The organism is Flavobacteriaceae bacterium (genome assembly GCA_003443635.1).
GTDB lineage: Bacteria > Bacteroidota > Bacteroidia > Flavobacteriales > Flavobacteriaceae > AU392.
In genome coordinates this window covers 2859402-2879246 of record CP031964.1, presented here as the reverse complement: position 1 = coordinate 2879246, position 19845 = coordinate 2859402, and the positions used below count along the sequence as shown (strand labels likewise).

At 29.6% G+C, this 19845-nt stretch carries 17 protein-coding genes; 6 read left to right on the top strand and 11 right to left on the bottom strand.

The features are described 5' to 3' along the window. Positions 1-101: 101 nt before the first annotated feature. The 3 genes from D1817_13245 (at position 102) to D1817_13235 (ending at position 2606) form a co-directional block, all read left to right on the top strand. Positions 102-1292, top strand: a complete 1191-nt coding sequence (locus D1817_13245; protein ID AXT20807.1) for an ADP-forming succinate--CoA ligase subunit beta — start codon at positions 102-104, stop codon at positions 1290-1292. A gap of 238 nt (positions 1293-1530) precedes the next feature. After that, positions 1531-1866 carry a hypothetical protein gene (locus D1817_13240; GenBank protein ID AXT20806.1) on the top strand — a complete coding sequence of 112 codons (336 nt, stop codon included), beginning with the start codon at positions 1531-1533 and terminating at the stop codon, positions 1864-1866. 332 nt (positions 1867-2198) lie between these two features. After that, positions 2199-2606, top strand: coding sequence for a TerB family tellurite resistance protein (locus D1817_13235; GenBank protein ID AXT20805.1), 408 nt, complete (start codon positions 2199-2201; stop codon positions 2604-2606). Position 2607: 1 nt separating this feature from the next. Here D1817_13235 and uvrB read toward each other — a convergent pair whose 3' ends face one another. From uvrB to D1817_13185, 10 genes are all read right to left on the bottom strand, one after another. Next, positions 2608-4611 carry an excinuclease ABC subunit UvrB gene (gene uvrB / locus D1817_13230; protein ID AXT20804.1) on the bottom strand — a complete coding sequence of 668 codons (2004 nt, stop codon included), beginning with the start codon at positions 4609-4611 and terminating at the stop codon, positions 2608-2610. Positions 4612-4682: 71 nt separating this feature from the next. Beyond that, positions 4683-7394: a gliding motility-associated C-terminal domain-containing protein gene (locus D1817_13225; GenBank protein ID AXT20803.1), complete on the bottom strand. Its 2712-nt coding sequence runs from the start codon at positions 7392-7394 to the stop codon at positions 4683-4685. A 111-nt stretch (positions 7395-7505) separates the two neighbouring features. Then, entirely contained in the window at positions 7506-10211 is a 2706-nt protein-coding gene (locus D1817_13220; protein ID AXT20802.1) for a gliding motility-associated C-terminal domain-containing protein, read from the bottom strand. A gap of 302 nt (positions 10212-10513) precedes the next feature. Continuing rightward, the gene (locus tag D1817_13215) at positions 10514-11338 is read right to left on the bottom strand and encodes an ABC transporter permease (protein ID AXT20801.1); all 825 of its coding nucleotides are present in this window, start codon (positions 11336-11338) and stop codon (positions 10514-10516) included. 19 nt (positions 11339-11357) lie between these two features. Continuing rightward, complete coding sequence (locus D1817_13210; protein AXT20800.1) at positions 11358-12254, bottom strand: ATP-binding cassette domain-containing protein; 897 nt, start codon at positions 12252-12254, stop codon at positions 11358-11360. Positions 12255-12363: 109 nt separating this feature from the next. Beyond that, positions 12364-12891: a hypothetical protein gene (locus D1817_13205; protein ID AXT20799.1), complete on the bottom strand. Its 528-nt coding sequence runs from the start codon at positions 12889-12891 to the stop codon at positions 12364-12366. A gap of 38 nt (positions 12892-12929) precedes the next feature. Next, positions 12930-13946 carry a heme A synthase gene (locus D1817_13200; GenBank protein AXT20798.1) on the bottom strand — a complete coding sequence of 339 codons (1017 nt, stop codon included), beginning with the start codon at positions 13944-13946 and terminating at the stop codon, positions 12930-12932. A gap of 1 nt (position 13947) precedes the next feature. After that, a complete protein-coding gene (locus D1817_13195; protein AXT20797.1) occupies positions 13948-14403 on the bottom strand; it encodes a GNAT family N-acetyltransferase in 456 nt (151 codons plus the stop codon). Further along, a complete protein-coding gene (locus tag D1817_13190) occupies positions 14397-15821 on the bottom strand; it encodes an HD domain-containing protein (protein ID AXT20796.1) in 1425 nt (474 codons plus the stop codon). Before D1817_13190 ends, D1817_13195 begins: the two co-directional genes overlap by 7 nt. 73 nt (positions 15822-15894) lie before the next feature. Next, the gene (locus tag D1817_13185) at positions 15895-16455 is read right to left on the bottom strand and encodes a threonylcarbamoyl-AMP synthase (GenBank protein ID AXT20795.1); all 561 of its coding nucleotides are present in this window, start codon (positions 16453-16455) and stop codon (positions 15895-15897) included. 122 nt (positions 16456-16577) lie between these two features. On the opposite strand from D1817_13185, the gene D1817_13180 reads away from it, so the two are divergent. From D1817_13180 to D1817_13170, 3 genes are read left to right on the top strand one after another with little or no spacing between them, the layout of a single operon-like run. Further along, on the top strand, positions 16578-17510 hold the full coding sequence (locus D1817_13180; protein ID AXT20794.1) for an FkbM family methyltransferase: 933 nt from the start codon (positions 16578-16580) through the stop codon (positions 17508-17510). A gap of 26 nt (positions 17511-17536) precedes the next feature. Then, the gene (locus tag D1817_13175) at positions 17537-18331 is read left to right on the top strand and encodes a glycosyltransferase (protein ID AXT21286.1); all 795 of its coding nucleotides are present in this window, start codon (positions 17537-17539) and stop codon (positions 18329-18331) included. After that, the gene (locus tag D1817_13170) at positions 18321-19088 is read left to right on the top strand and encodes a Kdo domain containing protein (GenBank protein ID AXT20793.1); all 768 of its coding nucleotides are present in this window, start codon (positions 18321-18323) and stop codon (positions 19086-19088) included. Before D1817_13175 ends, D1817_13170 begins: the two co-directional genes overlap by 11 nt. Here the strand turns inward: D1817_13170 and D1817_13165 are convergent. Beyond that, the gene (locus D1817_13165) at positions 19065-19838 is read right to left on the bottom strand and encodes a glycosyltransferase family 2 protein (GenBank protein ID AXT21287.1); all 774 of its coding nucleotides are present in this window, start codon (positions 19836-19838) and stop codon (positions 19065-19067) included. The genes D1817_13170 and D1817_13165 overlap by 24 nt on opposite strands. Positions 19839-19845 lie beyond the last annotated feature (7 nt).

The window sequence follows — 19845 nt, the reverse complement described above, 5'->3', positions numbered from 1 at the left end:
GCGATAAAAAATATTAATCTAAATATTTTACAAATTAAAAAGATTGGTTAAAAGTTCAACTATGTTTACATTTGCAACGCAAAAAATAATTTGTTAAAAGTATGAATCTACACGAATATCAAGGTAAAGAAATATTAAGTGGTTTTGGCGTACGTATCCAACGTGGTATTGTTGCCAAAAATGCTCAAGAAGCAGTTGCAGCTGCTAAACAATTAACATCTGAAACAGGTACAAGCTGGCACGTAATAAAAGCGCAAGTACATGCAGGAGGAAGAGGAAAAGGTGGAGGTGTAAAGCTTGCCAAAAACTTACAAGAAGTTGAAGAGATTGCAGGTAATATTATAGGAATGGATTTAATTACTCCTCAAACCTCTGCTCAAGGTAAACGTGTACATCAAGTATTAGTTGCAGAAGACGTATATTATCCTGGTGAGAGTGAAACGAGTGAGTTTTATATGTCAGTTTTACTAAATCGTGGAACAGGGAGAAATATGATCATGTACTCTACAGAAGGAGGTATGGATATTGAAACTGTAGCTGAAGAGACGCCACATTTAATTTTTACTGAAGAGATAGACCCAGCAACTGGGTTATTACCTTTCCAAGCACGTCGTGTTGCTTTTAATTTAGGATTATCTGGTGTTGCATTTAAAGAAATGACAAAATTTGTAGCATCTTTATATACAGCTTATGTTAAATCAGATTCTTCTTTATTTGAAATAAACCCTGTTTTAAAAACAAGTGATAATAAAATAATGGCTGTTGATGCCAAGGTAACTATTGATGATAATGCATTATATCGTCATAAAGATTATGTAGATTTAAGAGATATTCGTGAAGAAAATGCGATTGAAGTTGAAGCTGGAGAACTGGGGCTTAATTATGTAGATCTTGATGGAAATGTAGGATGTATGGTTAATGGAGCTGGTTTAGCAATGGCGACTATGGATTTAATAAAACAAGCAGGAGGAGAGCCAGCTAACTTTTTAGATGTTGGTGGTACTGCAGATGCTGCGCGAGTTGAAGCTGCATTTAAAATTATTTTAAAAGACCCAGCTGTTAAAGCTATTCTTATAAATATTTTTGGAGGTATTGTTCGTTGTGATCGTGTAGCACAAGGTGTAATTGATGCCTATAAAAATATGGGAACGATAAATGTACCAATTATTGTACGTTTACAAGGAACCAATGCAGACATTGCAAAAGAGTTAATTGATAATTCTGGATTAGATGTACAAAGTGCTGTAGAGTTTCAAGAAGCAGCAGATAAGGTACAAGCTGTTTTAGCCTAATAATTTATTTAGATGAGTAATATCTAAATAGAATTAAAATTATATATTTAAAAGGAGTAGAACACACTACTCCTTTTTTTATAGATTATGTATTCAGTGATTTAAAAATCAATATGTTAGAGTTTTGTTAATACGTGTTAAACTATCACAAAATTATAAGGAAATATGAACGTTGTCGACTTAGGAATCTTATAAAAATAAAACAAAATTTAAAACAAGTATTATGAGAAAGATTAAAATGTTAGTATTGATTACAATGATTGCTTTTAGCAATTTAATTAATGCGAATACAGATCCAAAAAATGATAGTAAAGTTGAGAAACCTATTACTACAGAAATTAGTAATTTATTAAAAAACCCTTCTTTTGAAATCACAGAAGATATTGTAACTATTGTTACAGTGACACTAAATAAGGATAATGAAATTGTAGTATTATCTGTTAATACGGAAAATGAAACTATGGCTAGTTACATTAAAAATAGATTAAACTATAAAACATTATCTAGAAACTCTACTTCTGGGCTTAAATCAACATTTAATGTTCCAGTAAAATTCACATCTAATAATATTTAGTATATAGATAAAAAATTATTTGAATTAGTCTTAAAACTCCCAAACTTAATTTGGGAGTTTTTTTTAATACAACTAATTAAAACTATAAGATCTGATAACTATTTATTCAAGCCCTTAAAAACTCAAAAAATGGTGCTTACACTTGTAAAATCAGAATACATCGATGAACGGTTATTTTGTTGATTATTAGTATCTTGAAATTGAAAATCGCATGAAATTAAAATATATTCGATAAAAAGCTCTCCGTTTTTCGATGAGTGACTACTTATATACGATTATAAAAACACAATTATCTATAATTTTATATTGTTAATTAATTAGTCCTTGTTATTATGATTAATCGTGTTGAAAAATTAAGCTTACTCTCAGAAATGATTGAGTTCGCAAGAATAGATAAAAATCTAAAAGAAGTTGAATATAATTTTTTGCTAGCAGTAGCAAAACAATTAGAGATTACTAGAGAAGATTTTGAATACTTATTGGATAATCCTGTAACTTATGTTCATTTAAAATCTCATAGTGAACGTATCGTTCAATTTCATCGTTTAATCCTTTTGATGAATTTAGGTCAAGGAGAAGAGATGACTAAAAGAGAAAATATTAGACTTCATAATTTTGGTTTAAGAATGGGTTTTGGACATGAAGCTATTAATAGAGTTTTAGATTTAATGGAAAGTTTTCCAAATAGAATTGTACCACCAGATTTTTTAATAGATATATTTAAAACACAATACAATTAAATCAGACACTTAATTCTTTTAATTTGGTTTGATAGGTTTTAATCTCGTCTCTGAGTTTTGCAGCAACAATAAAATCTAATTCTTTAGCAGCCTGCTCCATTAGTTTGCGCTTATCTCTTATTTTTTGTTCTAATTGAGTTTTAGTTAAATACTCACTTTCAGGTTCAGCAGCTTTTTGTGCCTCTATCTCATAATAATACGAACTTACAGAGTTTTTAGTAAGCGCATTATTTAAACTTTTGTTTAATGCTTTAGGAGTAATATCATGTGTTGTATTGTACGCAATTTGCTTTTCTCGACGATAATTAGTTTCATCAATAGTTTTTTGCATGCTATTTGTTATTTTATCAGCATACATAATAGCCTTACCGTTAAGGTTCCTTGCGGCTCTTCCAACTGTTTGAGTAAGTGAACGTGCAGATCTCAAAAACCCTTCTTTATCGGCATCTAAAATAGCAACTAAAGATACTTCAGGTAAATCTAACCCTTCACGTAATAAATTTACACCAACAAGCACATCAAATAACCCTTTTCGAAGATCTTGCATAATCTCTACACGTTCAAGTGTATCTACATCACTATGTATGTAACGACAGCGTATTTGAATTCTGTCTAAATATTTAGTGAGCTCTTCAGCCATACGTTTAGTTAATGTAGTGACTAAAGTTCGTTCATCTTTTTCGACACGCAATTGTATCTCTTCTATTAAATCATCTATTTGGTTTAAACTTGGTCTGACTTCTATTATAGGGTCTAATAATCCTGTAGGGCGAATAATTTGTTCTATATATACACCGTCTGTTTTTTGTAATTCATAATCTGCAGGAGTAGCACTCACATAAATGACTTGATTTTGTAAAGCTTCAAACTCTTCAAATTTTAAAGGCCTGTTGTCCATGGCTGCTGGCAATCTAAAACCATATTCTACAAGATTTTCCTTTCGACTTCGATCACCTCCATACATTGCATGAACCTGAGAAATGGTAACATGACTCTCATCCACAACCATTAAATAATCATCAGGAAAATAATCTAACAGGCAGAAAGGTCGTGTTCCAGCTTCTCGACCGTCTAAATAACGAGAGTAATTTTCAATACCCGAACAATAACCTAGTTCACGAATCATTTCTAAATCAAATTCCGTACGTTCTTTAAGGCGCTTTGCTTCTAAATGTTTTCCAATTTCTTTAAAGTAATCGTGTTGTTTTACTAAATCGTCCTGAATTCCTTTAATAGCATTTTGTAGTACATCAGGAGAGGTTACAAACATATTAGCAGGGTAAATAGTTAAGCGATCATACTTTTCAACAACTTCATTAGTCATTATATTAAAAGCTTCAATGTCTTCTATTTCATCTCCAAAAAAATGAATTCTAAATGCATCATCCGCATAGCTAGGAAATATATCTACAGTATCTCCTTTAATTCTAAAATTACCATGATTAAACTCACCTTCTGTACGAGAATATAAACTTTGTACTAACCTATGTAGTAAAGCTGTACGAGAAATAACTTCATCTTTTTTTAAAGAAATTACATTTTTCTGAAACTCGACAGGATTTCCAATACCATATAAACAAGAAACTGAAGCAACAACTAAAACATCACGACGCCCAGAGAGGAGCGATGAAGTTGTACTTAGTCGCATTTTTTCTATCTCTTCGTTTATAGATAAATCCTTTTCTATATAAGTGCCAGAAACAGGGATATAAGCTTCTGGTTGGTAATAATCGTAATAGGAGACGAAATATTCTACTGCATTGTTAGGGAAAAATTGTTTGAATTCAGAATAGAGTTGTGCAGCTAATGTTTTATTATGTGCTAGAACTAATGTCGGTTTTTCAACTTCTTTAATTACATTAGCTATGGTAAATGTTTTTCCAGAACCTGTTACACCAAGTAAAGTTTGATATTTTTCATTAGTACCTAAACCGTTAACTAATTGTTTTATAGCTTGAGGTTGATCACCAGTTGGGTTAAATTCAGATTCAATTTTAAAACGCATAACTACAAAACTAAACGAAAGATATTAATAGAACAATACGATTAAGAGAATCTTTTATTTTATTTGAAATCTTAACGTTTGAGGGTAAAATGACTTGTGAAAAGCCTACCATCTTGAAGAGTGACCTGAAACCAATAATCATTAGTTGGTAAATTTTCTCCATTAAAGGTGCCATCCCAACCAGCCCCTAAAGGATTTAGTTCTTTAAGTAGTTTACCGTAACGATCAAAAATAAAAATAATGGTATTGGGTTGAAATTGTTCATTTAAACCAAAAACCTGCCATGTATCATTTGTACCATCTTGGTTAGGTGTAAAAAATCTAGGGAACCCTATTACGGAAACTAAATCTTCAACAATACCACAATTATTTCTGTCCCTTACGTAGACTGTATGAATACCAGGTGTAACATTTTCAAATACATTTTCATTTTGATATGGCCCATTAATATCATCTAATGCATATTCGTAATCTCCATCCCCAGAAACTGTAATAGTAATAGTATTATTTTCAGAAACATCTGTAACTGAAATATTTTCAAAAGTTGCTATATTAGAAGGAACTACATTAATAGTCCTCAATTTTGAACACATATTTTCGTTTGTTATGGTAACAGTGAAAATTCCGATTTCATTAACTTGAATTTCAGGGGTTGTTTCACCAGTAGACCATAAATAAGTGAAGTCTTCTGGATTACCTTCTAAAATACCATTAGAAAGTGTTATTGTTTCTGGAAAAAAGTTAATACAATAAATTGCTTCAGATTCTATTTCAATGTTTGGCAACTCATTTACTATGAGCTCTAATTGATTTATACCAAAGCATGCATTATCATTTTCTACTCTAACAAAAATAGTTTGATTGAAAGGAATCGTATTAGTATAATTATCAGAAAGAGGGTTAAGTTCTAAAAATGCATCCTCACTGGTTTCATAATATGTTACAGTTAGCCCATTGGGTAACCCAGAAGTGACATCATTATTAGCGTCAGAAAGCGTAAAAGTGTACAAACCATCTTCTATACCATCATCATCACAATTACTTAATATAGCATCGGTGGCATTGGTTAAACTTACTTCTAAAGTTAATTCAGAAATACTGAAACAACCTGTTATGTTATTAGTAACTCTAACATATATAATTGTTTGTAAATTATCAGTTTCAAAAATATTACTGATTTCTTCAATATCATTCTCAGCGTTAGCTTGAGATAAATAAAATTGAGTAGATCGATCTGGAAAACCTCCGGTTAATACATCATTGGCTTCATCCAAATTAAAAACTGTTAACCCACCAATTAAGCCATCATCATCACATTGGACTAAATTAGCTGTAAAAGCTTCGGGATTTGGATTAAAAGTAACAAAAGCTTGTCCTTCGATAGGGCAGTCTCCATTATTAGGATCTATAAAAACATCATACCTCCCTCCTTGGTTAATTATTAAATCAAAATCTGTTTCTGGTAACAAATTTCCATCTAATGTCCATGTATAAGTAGCTCCTAAAATATCATCTGCAGTTAAAGTGAAGGTGTCACCATCACATAAATTAAGATTAGTGGTGCTTTCTCCATTTCTAATGATATCTATCTGAGTATTAAAAATAGATTGAATGAAAGGAGGTAGCCCTTGAGTAGATAGATTTGGAGATAAATTAATTGCATTATGCCGATAATTTGCCGCTATACCTGGATTATTTGGACTGTCGATGACTCCCAAAAATGGTAAGCCATCAAAAAAAGTAGCACTTAATGCCCTATATATCTTTCCATCTGGACCTAATTGTAAACCACCTCTATAGAGCTGTCTAGAATCTAATAAAAACTCGGAGTTTTCTATATCGTTAACAGTAACATCAAATTGTGTTAACGTAGAAAATTGAGCATTAGGATTGCTAAAATCTTCTTGAGATGTTGCAATAAATGAATGCACATATAAAAATTGGTTACTTTGAGAAAATTCTAACCCGTACGGAAGCATAACATTCCCATTTTCAGGACTAATCGTTAATTCTTGTTGATTAGAAACTACACCTGTACTGGCGTCAAAATCATATAAAAAAAGACCATTGCCTATACTGGCACTAGCCATTCTAGTACCGTTTGGAGAAAATTTTAAATACCCTCTAGCATCAGTGATTGGTGAATTAAATGTAAATGTGGAAGTAATAGAATTCATATTAACCCCATTACTATTTATTTCAAAAGCATGAAAAGTGTTGTAATTATCTGTTCTGGTGCCATCTTCAGAAGCTAATGTAATGACCCATATGGATTTATCAATACAATCTCTTAAAACAGCTGAAATTTTTTCTGTACTTTTTTCAAGTAAATTAATATTTTTTTGAGTAACTCTACCTAACCCTCCTTCAAGTGAAATATCTACTTCTGAATAATGCAAACCTACATTTGGATCATTTTGACTCTCAATATCATCTACAGTAAACACGTAGTAAATATTAGGATCATCAGGTTTAGGTACAATAATACCAGATTGTGTGCTGGAAAAATCTCCTAAAAGTCCAGTGCCATTAGCCATTATTGTATGATTTCGATTCCATACTATAGATCCATCTGTATACAATAATAAATTTCCATTTGAATCAGAAATAGTAGCACAGCCTTCTGTAGTTGATAATTGCCCATCATTTAACGATGTTACTGTACCATTTCCTTGATTAAAACGTAGACCGGCTGCATTACCAAAATACCAATTGGCAGCTTCTCCTTGAGCAAAAGTGATAGTGGAAATTAAGAATGTAATGACTAATAATAAGTTCTTCATTTAAAAAAATGTAAAGAGCTTATAAATATATCATAAATATCAATTTTTTATCCATCTACACGATAAAAGGTAAATAGACTAGTTTAAATAACAAAAAGAATAATGAATGTTTTAACGAACTAAAGCAAAATGCCCTCTGAAAACACGACCATCTTCTAGAGTTACTCGATACCAGTAATCACTGGCAGGTAATAATTGACCATTAAATGTTCCGTTCCATCCAGGACCAAGAGGATCTAATTGTTTTAAGAGTTTTCCATACCTATCAAAAATAAATATAGTAGTATTTGGTTGAAAATCTCTACTTATACCTATGACTTGCCAAGTGTCGAATGTAGAATCGTTATTTGGAGTGAAAAATTTAAGAAAACCAATTACAGATATACTTCGCTCGGCGATACTACAACTATTCAAATCTCTAATATATACTGTGTGAAGACCTGGCGGGACATTTTCAAAACGATTACTACTTTGATAAGGACCATTAATATCATCTAATGCATATTCATAGTTTCCAGATCCTGAGACAGCTACTGTAATAATATTACTTTCAGAAGCATCTGTAATATCTATTTGAATAGGATCGGTTATTGTAGTTAAATTAGCTACTGTAACAGTAGTAATTTTTGTTGATGTTGTACATGTTTGAAAATTTGTTGCTACCACAGTGAATATACCAGCTCCATTAACTTCAATTTCAGGAGTTGTTTCTCCAGTTGACCATAAATACACAAAATCGTTAATTTGATCATTAGGAACTGCAGAGGTAAGTGTTATGGTTTGTGGAAATAAGAATTCACAATAGGTTACCTCTTCAGTTGTTTGGGTATCATTAGGAAGAGTGACAATTAATTCTATTTCGTTAATAGAAAAACAACCTTGGTTATTTTCAGACCTTACATAGATAATTTGATTAAAAGGAGTTGTGTTTGTATAGATATTTGGTAATGGAGGGTTTTGGGCTAGTACAGCATCATTATTAGTGAGGTAATAAGTAAATGTTAAACCTGGATCTGTTGAAATATCAGGATTTGCATTTTGCAAATTAAATGTAAAACGACCATCTACGGTACCATCATTATCGCATTCAGTTAGAGAAGTATCATTACCCATGGTAAAAGTAACATCTAATCTTAATTCAGCAATACTAAAACAAGCAACATTTGCAGAGGTGATACTAACCCGAACAAAAAATACTTGTGTTAAATCATTAGTATTTATAATTGTATTTGTGATTTCGTTAGTTTCATTTTGAGCATCTAATAATGTAGGATAAAATTGTACTGTTCTATTTGCTGCTCCTCCTGTAATATCATTAATGGATAATGATAAATCAAAAGTATTAAAGCCACCAGGGATACTATCTTCATCACATTGTATTAATATAGTATCAAAAGCATCAGGTTCTGGAAAGATAGTTACAAGAGCTTCTCCTATAATGGGACAGTCACCATTATTGGGGTCTATTAACAACTCATAGAACCCGCCTTGATTTATAAATAAATCAAAATTAGTTTCATTGGTCAAGATAACCCCATCACGAGACCAGGTATAAGTAGCTCCAGGAATATCATCTCCCATGAGTGTATAGGTTTCACCTACACATAAATCGAGACGTACAGCACTTATTCCGTTTCTAATAATATCTATTCGATTCACAAATAATGATTGATCAAATGGAGGTAACCCTTGAGATGAAGTGTTAGGAGATAAGTTGATAGCATCATGTTGATAATTTGCACCAATCCCTAAAGTATTAGGGTTATTAATAACACCTAAAAAAGGAGTTCCTGTATTAAAAGTGGAACTTAATGCACGATAAATCCTTCCATCTATACCTAATTGTAAAGCACCTCTAAAAAGAATTCTATCATCTAACAAAACCTCAGAAGCTTGTATGTTTGCAGCTGTTAAATCAAATTGAGTTAATGCAGAGGTATGATTATTTGGATCGCTACTATTAATACCGATGCCTCTAGAAAAAGAAGAATGTACATATAATACTTGACTATCTGGTGAAAATTCTATCCCATAAACAGAATTAGATTGATTGTTAATTATAAGCTGTTGTTGGTTTGAAACTACTCCAGAAAGTGCATCAAAATCATAAATGTATAAGCCATCATCTGCATTAGCACTAGCTAATTTAGTGCCATCTGGAGATAATTTTAGATACCCTCTACCATCATTAATATTTATGTTAAATGTTGAAGAAACGGGAGCCATACTAACACCAGTGTCATTTACTTGAAATGCATGAAATGTGTCGGCAACAGATCCATTGCCGTCCTGAGATGCAAAGGTTACAACCCAAAGAGATCCATCAAAACAATCTCTTAAAACAGCAGATACTTTCTCTGTAGTTCTTCTTAATAAATTAATATTTTTTTGAGTTACAGCACCTAAACCTCCATCTAATCGTATATCTACTTCAGAATAATGTAAGCCTCTAGAAGGACCAGAAGTTACGTCATCAACTGTGAAAATATAATATATATTAATATCATTAGGTTTAGGAACTATAATAGCAGATTGAGAAGAAGAAGGATTACCTAATAGTCCATTCCCATTAGCCATTATTTGATGATTTCTATTAAATACATTTTCTCCATCTGTATAAAATAATAAATTACCGCCTGGATCAGAAATAGTAGCTGACCCTTCATTTGTGCTCAAAGCATTATCATTTAATACTGTAATACCACCTTGATTAAATTGTATAGCAGCATTAAAACCAAAATACCAATTAGCTGCTTCTCCTTGAGCTAAGGTATTTAGCGAGTATAAAAGAATTAATATTGATAAAAGTTTTTTCATTTGAATTTACTAAAATTTCAGTAAAGAGTTTTATATTTTATCGATAAAAAGTAAATTTAACAGGTTCAAATGTAATAAAAATTTTGTATATATAATTATTATATAGGTTAATTCTTACAAAATATTTTTTATTTAAGAAATTTCTTTTGTGGATACCCTTTTCTTTATAATTTAACGAGGATTAAGAAACTTAATTATCTAAGGTGAAGTAGTTTAATGAATTGAAATAAAAAAAGCCTAATAAGAAATACCTTGATTGATACTTCTTATTAGACTTTTTTAAATTTATAATTATACTTAGTTTACAAATCTCTCTTTTTTAGTAGTTTATATGAGAAGAATATAAATAAAGATGTCCAACCTAATACTATAGCTATTTCATACCAATGTACTGCGTAATCATAAGCTAATTCTGCTTTATCTGGAAACTTAGTCATAACCATGCGTTGTACAGGCTGATCTATTAATTTATACATTGATTCTAATGGTAATAAATTCTTTATTTTCCATCCTAAATCTACACTAACTTGCCAGGTTATAAGTCCGAATATTATCCATTCAAATATGTATAAAATGAATAAGAACCCAAGGGCAAATGCTGAACGTTTAAGGAGCATTCCAAAGAACAAACAAAGGCTGAAAAAGCCAACCAATTTTACAAAGTATGCCAATAAAAATTCTATTTCACTAAAAACAATAGGTAACTCTGTATAACTTGAATAATATAAACCTATTAATAAAGAAGCTAAGCCTATTAATAATGTTGCTACTAATGAAAAGAATACTATTGTATAGAATTTAGAAAGTATAAACTCTTTTTTACTAAGACCATCAATAAGGTTTTGTTTAATGGTCTTATTACTGTATTCGTTACCAATCATACTTACTACAACTATAGCGAAGAAAAATTTAAAATACGAAGCGAAAAATGTAGTAATATGCCAGATTATTGGAAAATTAAATATTCCTAATTCCCCTAGTTCTAACGTAAAAAAACCAAAGAAGTTTATTTTAATAGATGATAGAATTAATACTGTAAATGGTAATATAAAAGATATAAAAATTAAAACTTTACTAGCTCTATTGAGTAAAAGTTTTTGTAATTCTAATTTTAAAAGACGTAACATTTTTTGATTGGTTTTTTGGTTAGTTATTATCTGTTAATTGTAAAAATTGCTCTTCTAGACTCTCCTTACGTTTTACAAGATGAGATAATGTAATTCCTTTCTCAAACATTAATTTATTAAAATCAGAAGCTTCCATAGGAGTATTTAAAAATGCGGTGATTAAATCGCTTTCAACTTTTAATTTTTCAAACGATGGATGCTCTTCTAGAAGCTTGATAAGTGCTTCTGAATTTTCAGTTTTTAATTCAAAAAAACCTTGACTGGATATCATTTCATCTACACGCCCTGAATATAATTTCTGACCTTTACGAAGCACGACAACATGAGTACAAACTTTTTCAACTTCATCTAATAAATGTGAAGCTAAAAGAATAGTTGTACCTTGCGAAGCAATCTGCTTTATAATTTCACGTATCTGATGAATTCCCTGTGGGTCTAATCCATTTGTAGGTTCGTCAAGAATTAATATCTCAGGATCATTAAGTAAAGCAGAAGCAATAGCTAGACGTTGCTTCATTCCTAAAGAATAAGTTCTAAACTTGCTGTCTTTTCGATCTAATAGACCTACAATCTCGAGCTTTTCAAGAATTTTATCTTCACTAACTTCTTTTATCCTACAAACTAACTTTAAGTTTTGATAAGCGGTCATGTAAGGATAAAAATTTGGGCGCTCTATAATAGCTCCCACTTTTTTTAAAGCATCGTGAGTAGAAGTTTGACCGTCAAACCAGTGAAACTTTCCAGAAGTGCCGTTTACAACATTTAAAACAACACCTAAAGTTGTAGATTTTCCACTACCATTTGGGCCTAAAATACCATAAACGTTACCTTTGTTTATAGTAAATGAAAGGTCTTTAACAGCAGTTAAGTAACCAAACTTTTTAGTGAGGTTATTGATTGTTAAAATTGATTCCAAAGTAAATATGATTGATTAGTTAATGTGAGTATGACGCCATACTAACTAAAATGTTACAATATTATTAAAGGAATTGGTTTTTTGAAATATAATAACGAAGAATAATAATTTAATTCCAGTTTTGATCAAAGTCTAAATCGTCATAATTACTTGGATCTATATCATCATTAAAATGCTCATCAGATTCATTAGTTTCACTAAGATCATCAGTTTCAAATTCTTTTTGAGGTGCTTGCTGAGGTATTTGGCCATGCACAAACATTAAATTAGGATAATCTGTACCTTCTGCTTCTTCAACAATCTCCCCTAATTCTACAAGAAAAGTCCACATGCTGAAAAAATCATAAACATAAATAAGCTTTGTATGTTTAACTCCAGTAACATCACCAATCTGTGTTTCATTCATTAATCTTACTGAATTGATACCTTCACTCATATCGAATAAAGAGATTTCTTCGCCTTGATTCCATTCATCATCACTGATATAAAATGAAGCCATTTCTGTACCATCAAAACCAAAAGATTGTGTAATTGCATTATGCAAATCTTCTAAAGTATCAGTTTTTCTAATTTCGATATCTCTAAAAATATCTTCCTCAGTATCATTGTCAAGAATGACTCTAAATCTATAAATCATAGGTTAATTATTGATTTTGCAAAGTTATACTTTTTATGTTATTTGCTAAAACGATGTAAAGTAAATGTCATTGTACTTAATAAGAAAAATGCGCCTACCTGATGCATAACTCCTAACCAAACAGGAACACTTAAAATAATAGTTAAAACACCTAAAATAAATTGTATTCCTACAATAATTAATAAAGCATTAACTCCATTTTTTTGATAATAACTTCTATCTAATTTTTTTGACTTTACCCAAATAAATAAAATAGTGAAAAATACAATATACGCTAAGATTCGGTGAATAAATTGCACACCACTTTTGCCTTCAATGAAATTTTTGTACAATGGACTTTGTTCTATATAAACAGTTTCATGCATAAATTTCCCTTCGTTCATCATTGGCCAATGATTATGAATGCCTCCAGCATCTAATCCAGCTACAAAAGCTCCATAAATTATTTGTAAAATTAAAATGAATAGACCAAATCTTAATAAATTTCTGAATGACTTACTGATAATTTGTTTTTCTGTAAAAATTAAATCTAGAGCAACCCAAAATGTATATGCAAAAGTGATGAATGCAGTAATTAAGTGAGCAGCTAACCTATAATGACTTACGTCTGGCCTATCTACTAATCCGCTTTTTACCATGTACCAGCCTAAAAACCCTTGAAATGCTCCTAGTAACAATAAAATAATTGATTTTTTTATTGTTGATTTGGTTAGTTGCCTTTTAATTAAAAAATATAAAAAAGGAAGAAAAAATACTAACCCAATTAATCGTCCAATAACACGATGCAGCCATTCCCAAAAATAAATGTCTTTAAAATCTTCAAGATGAAAATCGTTGCGTATTTTTTGATACTCTGGATATTGTTTATATAAATCAAAAGCTTCTTGCCATTCTACTTCATTTAAAGGAGGAATTGTTCCCGAAATTAATTTGTAATTAGAAATAGATAACCCTGAATGTGTTAACCTTGTAATCCCACCTACAATAACCATTATAAAAATAAGAATACATCCTGTGAACAGCCAATAGATAACTCTTTTATTGTCTTTTTTCATTTTAAATTAATTCTTTTTTAAAACACAAACTGTTATCAACACCTGTATATTGACCGTAGTTTGGAATGATATTATAGTTGTTTTTTTTATAAAACTGGACAGCTTCTACTTGTCTGATACCAGTCTCTAAAATAGTACTTGTAAAACCTAATTCTTTTGCCCATAATTCCAATTCATTTAAAATTTTACTTGCAATACTTTTATTACGAGCTTCTGGTTTTGTATATATACGCTTAATTTCGACACAGTTGTCATTAAAAATTTTAAATGCGCCACAACCAGCAAGAATATTATCTAAATAAATTATTACTACATTTTGTAATGTGTCAATATTATTAAATTGATTATAAAATGAATGATCTTCACCATCTACTATTTTTAAATAAGCATCTAACTCTTTTACAAGATTAATAAAACCTTTGTGTCTTGAATTTGTTCTAACGGCCTTAATCATAATTTAAGAGTTTGTTTTAACCCTAACCGCTTACCTTCTTTAAGCATAAGGTCGTAAGCTGCTTCATATTCATTTGGAATTTCACCTTCTAAAATAGCTTCTTTTATAACATCTTTAATTAATCCAATTTCGCGAGAAGGTTTTAAATTGAAAACTTTCATAATCTCTTCACCAGTAATAGGAGGTTGGAAATTTCTAACTTGATCTCGCTCTTCTACTTCAATAATTTTCTGTCTAACAATTTTAAAATTATTGTGATATTTATCAAATTTTTTTGGATTTTTTGTGGTAATATCTGCCTCACAAAGAGTCATTAAATCATCTACATAATCTCCAGCATCAAACACTAAACGTCTAACTGCAGAATCGGTAACAGTTTCATTGGCTAAAACTATTGGTCGAGAACTCATAAAAACAAGTTTTTGAACAAATTTCATTTTATCATTTAAAGGCATTTTTAATCTTTTAAAAAGATGATATACCATTTTAGAACCTTCAAACTCATGAGCATGAAATGTCCAACCTACTTTTTTGCTAAACTTTTTTGTGGGTGCTTTACCAATATCATGTAATAATGCAGCCCAACGTAACCATAAATCGTTAGTGTGTTTAGAAATATTATCTACAACCTCTAAAGTGTGATAAAAATTATCCTTATGACGTTGCCCTTCAATTTCATCAATACCTTTTAAGGCTATTAGTTCAGGCAATATATAGTGTAATAAACCTGTTTTTTCTAATAAGAGAAACCCAATAGATGGTGTCGAACTTTCTAGAATTTTATGTAGCTCTACAACAATTCGTTCTTTTGTAATTATTTCTATTCGATGACTATTTTTTGAAATGGCTTTTAATGTAACATCATTAATTTTAAAATCTAATTGAGTAGCAAAACGAATTGCTCTCATCATTCGGAGTGGATCGTCACTAAAAGTAATATCAGGATTTAAAGGTGTTTGTATAATTTTTGCTTTTAAATCTTTAATGCCATTAAAAGGATCGAGTAAGTTCCCATACCTATTCTCATTTAAATCTAAAGCTAATGCATTAATAGTAAAATCACGACGATCTTGATCATTCTTTAATGTGCCGCTTTCAACAATAGGATTTCTACTATCTTTAGAGTAAGATTCTTTTCGAGCACCTACAAATTCGATTTCAATATCATTATAACGTAGCATTGCAGTTCCATAAGTTTTAAATATCTGTACTTTAGGTGTATTAGGTAGATTTTTTGAAACTTGTTTAGCAAGTTCAATACCACTACCAATAGCAACAATATCTATATCCTTAGCTGTAGCTCGCTGCAAGATGAAATCACGAACAAACCCACCAATGACATAAGAATCTAATCCTAAATCTTTAGCAGATTTAGAAATTATTTTAAAAATATTATGTTGTAATGCATTTTTATAATTCATAAATGGAATTTAAATACTCAAAACAAAATTACAAATAGAAAAAAATAAACTTTGATGTTTGGATTTTTGAGGTTTATTCACGTATTATTTTAATGCTTCCATCATCATTTAATTTAATAATACAAGATGGATTTATATTAATTTTTTCGTGGTGCAAATTTACAATATAGTCCACACCCTTTAAAATCTTAGGACTTATTTCTTTAAAGGATTTTGGAGTAGATTCCCCACTAATATTTGCTGAGGTAGAGACTATTGGTTTTCCAAATTGTTTAATTAATTCTTCACAAAATTTATCTTGGACAATTCTTATTGCTACAGTGTTATCTTTAGCAATTACATTTTTTGCTAAACCTTCTGTTTTACCATAAACAATAGTAGTAGGTTTTTTGGCTTCACTTAATATTTTGGTAACTTTTTTTGGAATAATATTAATGTATTGATTCAGCATTTTAATACTATCCACTAAAATCACAAGGCTTTTACTTTCATCTCGTTGTTTTAACTGATATATTTTTTGAACTGCTTTAGAATTTGTGGCATCACAACCAATACCCCAAACTGTATCTGTAGGGTAAAGGATTAAATTTTTACTTTTTAAAGTTGTTAAGGCTTCTTTAAGCTCATTTTTCATATTGCGAAAATAATAAAAGAGAACTATATTGAGTTATTTGATTTATGAAATGAAAAACTGTACTTAATAAATATAACTAAAGGTAACTTGATTACCTTTGGCCAGAGAATTTAAAACAGCTTATGAAATTAACTAATAAAATATTAACTATAAGTTCAAGCATAACAAGACAATTACCTTACCATAGAAAATTAAATAAGTTATATAAACATTTTAATAGGTTATTTTTAGCTATTGGAGCAGATTCTCTTATGACTGCTAAAATGGAAGATGGTACTAATATGTTGGTAGATATAAGCACAAAAACTGAGAGAATTTCTTTTTATACAGGAAAATATGATCCAGAACTTATAAAAATTATCCATTCATTACTTATAACAGATTCTTGTTTTTTAGATATAGGCGCTAATATTGGGTTTTATACCATCTCTATGGGGAATTATTTTAAATCACAAAAATTCTCAGGAAAAATTATAGCTTTTGAACCATTTGAAGGAAATTTTCGAAGATTGTCTGATAACTTAAAAATGAATAAACTAACTGATGTTTGTTTACTCAATAAATATGGACTATCTAACAAATCTGAAGAAAGTCAAATTACATTAAGGGAAGATTTTAAAAGAGGATCCAATACAGGTAATGCATCTATCCCGACTAGTGAAGAAATGGATCAAGGCTTTAAATTATCGCCAATTAAATTAAAATCATTAGATGATGTTTGGCCTAATGACTTTGAGAAATACGGTAAAATAGATATCATGAAAATGGATATTGAAGGACATGAAGATTTTTGCTTAGAAGGAGGGTCGGAGACAATTAATAAATACAGGCCTACGATATTAATGGAAGTGAATAAACCATATTATAAGGCTCGGAATGTTGAATTAGACGAGAGATTTTTTAAATTAATACCTAAGGAGTATGCTATTTTTCGAGAATCTAATTTAAAATGGACTCAAATTAATTCGCTTAATGAATGTAGTACTTTAGATAATGTGTTTTTAATTCCAAAAGAAAAATTAAATTTAAAAGGTTATCATATATTTGAAAATTGATAGCAAAACTTTAAATGAAACCTAATATAACATCAAGTTTAATTATTTCAACATATAATTGGCCAGAAGCATTAAGCTTAATGCTTAAGAGTATAATGTTTCAAAAAGTGTTACCTGATGAAATGATTATAGCAGATGATGGCTCAAATGAAAATACTCGTTCAGTAATTGAAGTTTATGCTAAAAAAATTACAATCCCATTAATACATATTTGGCAGGAAGATGATGGGTTTAGAAAAGCTACAATATTAAATAAAGCTATTGCCAAAGCCACCGGAGATTATATTATTCAAGTAGATGGTGATTGTATTTTACACCCTTCATTCATTAAAGATCATATAAATTTTGTTGAAAAAAATGTTTATTTATTTGGTAGTCGTGTAAATATCCAAGAATCATTTTTAAAGGAACTATTTAAAAGAAGAAAAGTGAATTTTCACTTGTTTTCCAAAGGAATAAAAAAGAGAACACGAGCATTACATGCACCTTTATTTAGTATGTTTTATAAAAAAAACGATTTATTTTCTAAAAAATATAGAGGATGTAATACTTCGTTTTATAAAAAAGATTTTATTGCTATTAATGGTTATAACGAAAATTTTGAGGGTTGGGGGAGAGAAGATTCAGAATTAGCTTTAAGATTTCATAATTATGGATTGAAAGCAAGACGATTGCGATACAGAGCTATATTATTTCATATCTTTCATAATGAAAAACCTAAAGATAGATTAGAATTAAATAATGAGATAGAACTAAACACAATTAAAAATAAAGTTACTTGGTGTGAAAATGGAATTGATTCTTATTTAAATGAAAAATAAAACTATTCATAATAACTTTAGAAGTAAAAAAAACTTTCTTGATGATTTAATTTTAAATTATGATAAAAAAGGGAAAGATTTTGGAAATCAAAATAGAAATTCATTAAAAACTTTTGAAACTAATGAAATAACTATTAATATAAAGTCTTTTAAGATTCCAAATATATTCAATCAAGTTGCATATAAGTTTTTTCGAAAAAGTAAAGCACAACGTTCCTATATTTATGCTAATGAACTCATAAAACGTAATATTAATACACCAAGACCAATCGCGTTTTATGAGTTTATGACTCCTTTTTTATTTAAAAAGAGTTTTTACGTTAGTGAACACTTACATTATGATTTAACTTACAGAGAATTAACAACAGATTTTAACTACCCTAATCATGAAAAAATATTAAGAGCTTTCACAAAATTCACTTTTGAATTACATGAAAAAGGAATCCACTTCTTAGATCACTCACCAGGTAATACCTTAATTAAAATAATTAATGAAAATTATGAATTTTATCTAGTAGATTTAAATAGAATGGAATTTAAAACTTTAGATTTTGAAACTCGTATTAAAAATTTTTCAAGGTTAACAACTCACCAATCTATGATTGAAATTATGAGTGATGAATATGCTAAATTAGCTGGAGAAAATTATAATAAGGTTTTTAATTTAATGTGGAAAATTACTCAAGAGTTTCAAAATAAATTTCACCGTAAAAGAAGGTTTAAAAACAAATTATTATTTTGGCGTAATCTTAATTAAGTTTTTGAGTTCATTATATCTGCAAGTAACACCATAGGCATTTAATTTGCAAATGTTATAACCTACTTTTCCGTCAAGAAAACCCAATCTGAATATAAAATTAGATACAAACTTATAAAAAGGTTTAAAATAAAAATGAAATGCATTAGGTTTTACACCTTTATTAAATAACTCTAATGCTTTTAACTTACCGTAATGCTCTACTTTGCTCTTGTAACTTTCATAGTTGCTAAATGAATAATGAAGCATTTTATGATTCAAAAGTTCAGTTTTACCATTAATATCAAGTAATTCATGAACTAGCCTATCTTCACGATATTTTGCAGTTCCTTTTTTGAATAATCTAAAAATAGTATCTGTTTGTAGGCCACTAAATTTAATTTGCTTTTTTTGAAATATAAATTGTCTAGGAAACCTAAAAGCCACACTTTCAGTATCACTATTAACCTTCTCTAAAATTTCTTGTCTAAGCCCAGGAGTTATACGTTCATCTGCATCAATAAAAAGAATCCAATTGTTATTTGCTTGATCTATAGCAAAGTTACGCTGATCTGCAAAATTCTTAAATTCACGTTGAATTACTTTTACGTTGTTTAATTTCTTAAGCTTTTCATAAGTCCCATCATTACTATAAGAATCTATAACAATGATTTCATTCGCAAAATCAATATTAGCAATCACCTCATTTATATGATTCACTTCATTATAAGTAATCAATAAAGCTGATATTTTAATATGATCTAATTTCAAAAGAAAA

What these genes read in the sequence shown, in the direction of transcription:
- D1817_13190 (AXT20796.1), bottom strand. Translation starts at nt 15,821, where the DNA reads ATGAATTATAAAAATGCATTACAACATAATATTTTTAAAATAATTTCT.
- uvrB (AXT20804.1), bottom strand. Translation starts at nt 4,611, where the DNA reads ATGCGTTTTAAAATTGAATCTGAATTTAACCCAACTGGTGATCAACCT.
- D1817_13235 (AXT20805.1), top strand. Translation starts at nt 2,199, where the DNA reads ATGATTAATCGTGTTGAAAAATTAAGCTTACTCTCAGAAATGATTGAG.
- D1817_13225 (AXT20803.1), bottom strand. Translation starts at nt 7,394, where the DNA reads ATGAAGAACTTATTATTAGTCATTACATTCTTAATTTCCACTATCACT.
- D1817_13185 (AXT20795.1), bottom strand. Translation starts at nt 16,455, where the DNA reads ATGAAAAATGAGCTTAAAGAAGCCTTAACAACTTTAAAAAGTAAAAAT.
- D1817_13205 (AXT20799.1), bottom strand. Translation starts at nt 12,891, where the DNA reads ATGATTTATAGATTTAGAGTCATTCTTGACAATGATACTGAGGAAGAT.
- D1817_13245 (AXT20807.1), top strand. Translation starts at nt 102, where the DNA reads ATGAATCTACACGAATATCAAGGTAAAGAAATATTAAGTGGTTTTGGC.
- D1817_13240 (AXT20806.1), top strand. Translation starts at nt 1,531, where the DNA reads ATGTTAGTATTGATTACAATGATTGCTTTTAGCAATTTAATTAATGCG.
- D1817_13200 (AXT20798.1), bottom strand. Translation starts at nt 13,946, where the DNA reads ATGAAAAAAGACAATAAAAGAGTTATCTATTGGCTGTTCACAGGATGT.
- D1817_13170 (AXT20793.1), top strand. Translation starts at nt 18,321, where the DNA reads ATGAAAAATAAAACTATTCATAATAACTTTAGAAGTAAAAAAAACTTT.
- D1817_13215 (AXT20801.1), bottom strand. Translation starts at nt 11,338, where the DNA reads ATGTTACGTCTTTTAAAATTAGAATTACAAAAACTTTTACTCAATAGA.
- D1817_13180 (AXT20794.1), top strand. Translation starts at nt 16,578, where the DNA reads ATGAAATTAACTAATAAAATATTAACTATAAGTTCAAGCATAACAAGA.
- D1817_13220 (AXT20802.1), bottom strand. Translation starts at nt 10,211, where the DNA reads ATGAAAAAACTTTTATCAATATTAATTCTTTTATACTCGCTAAATACC.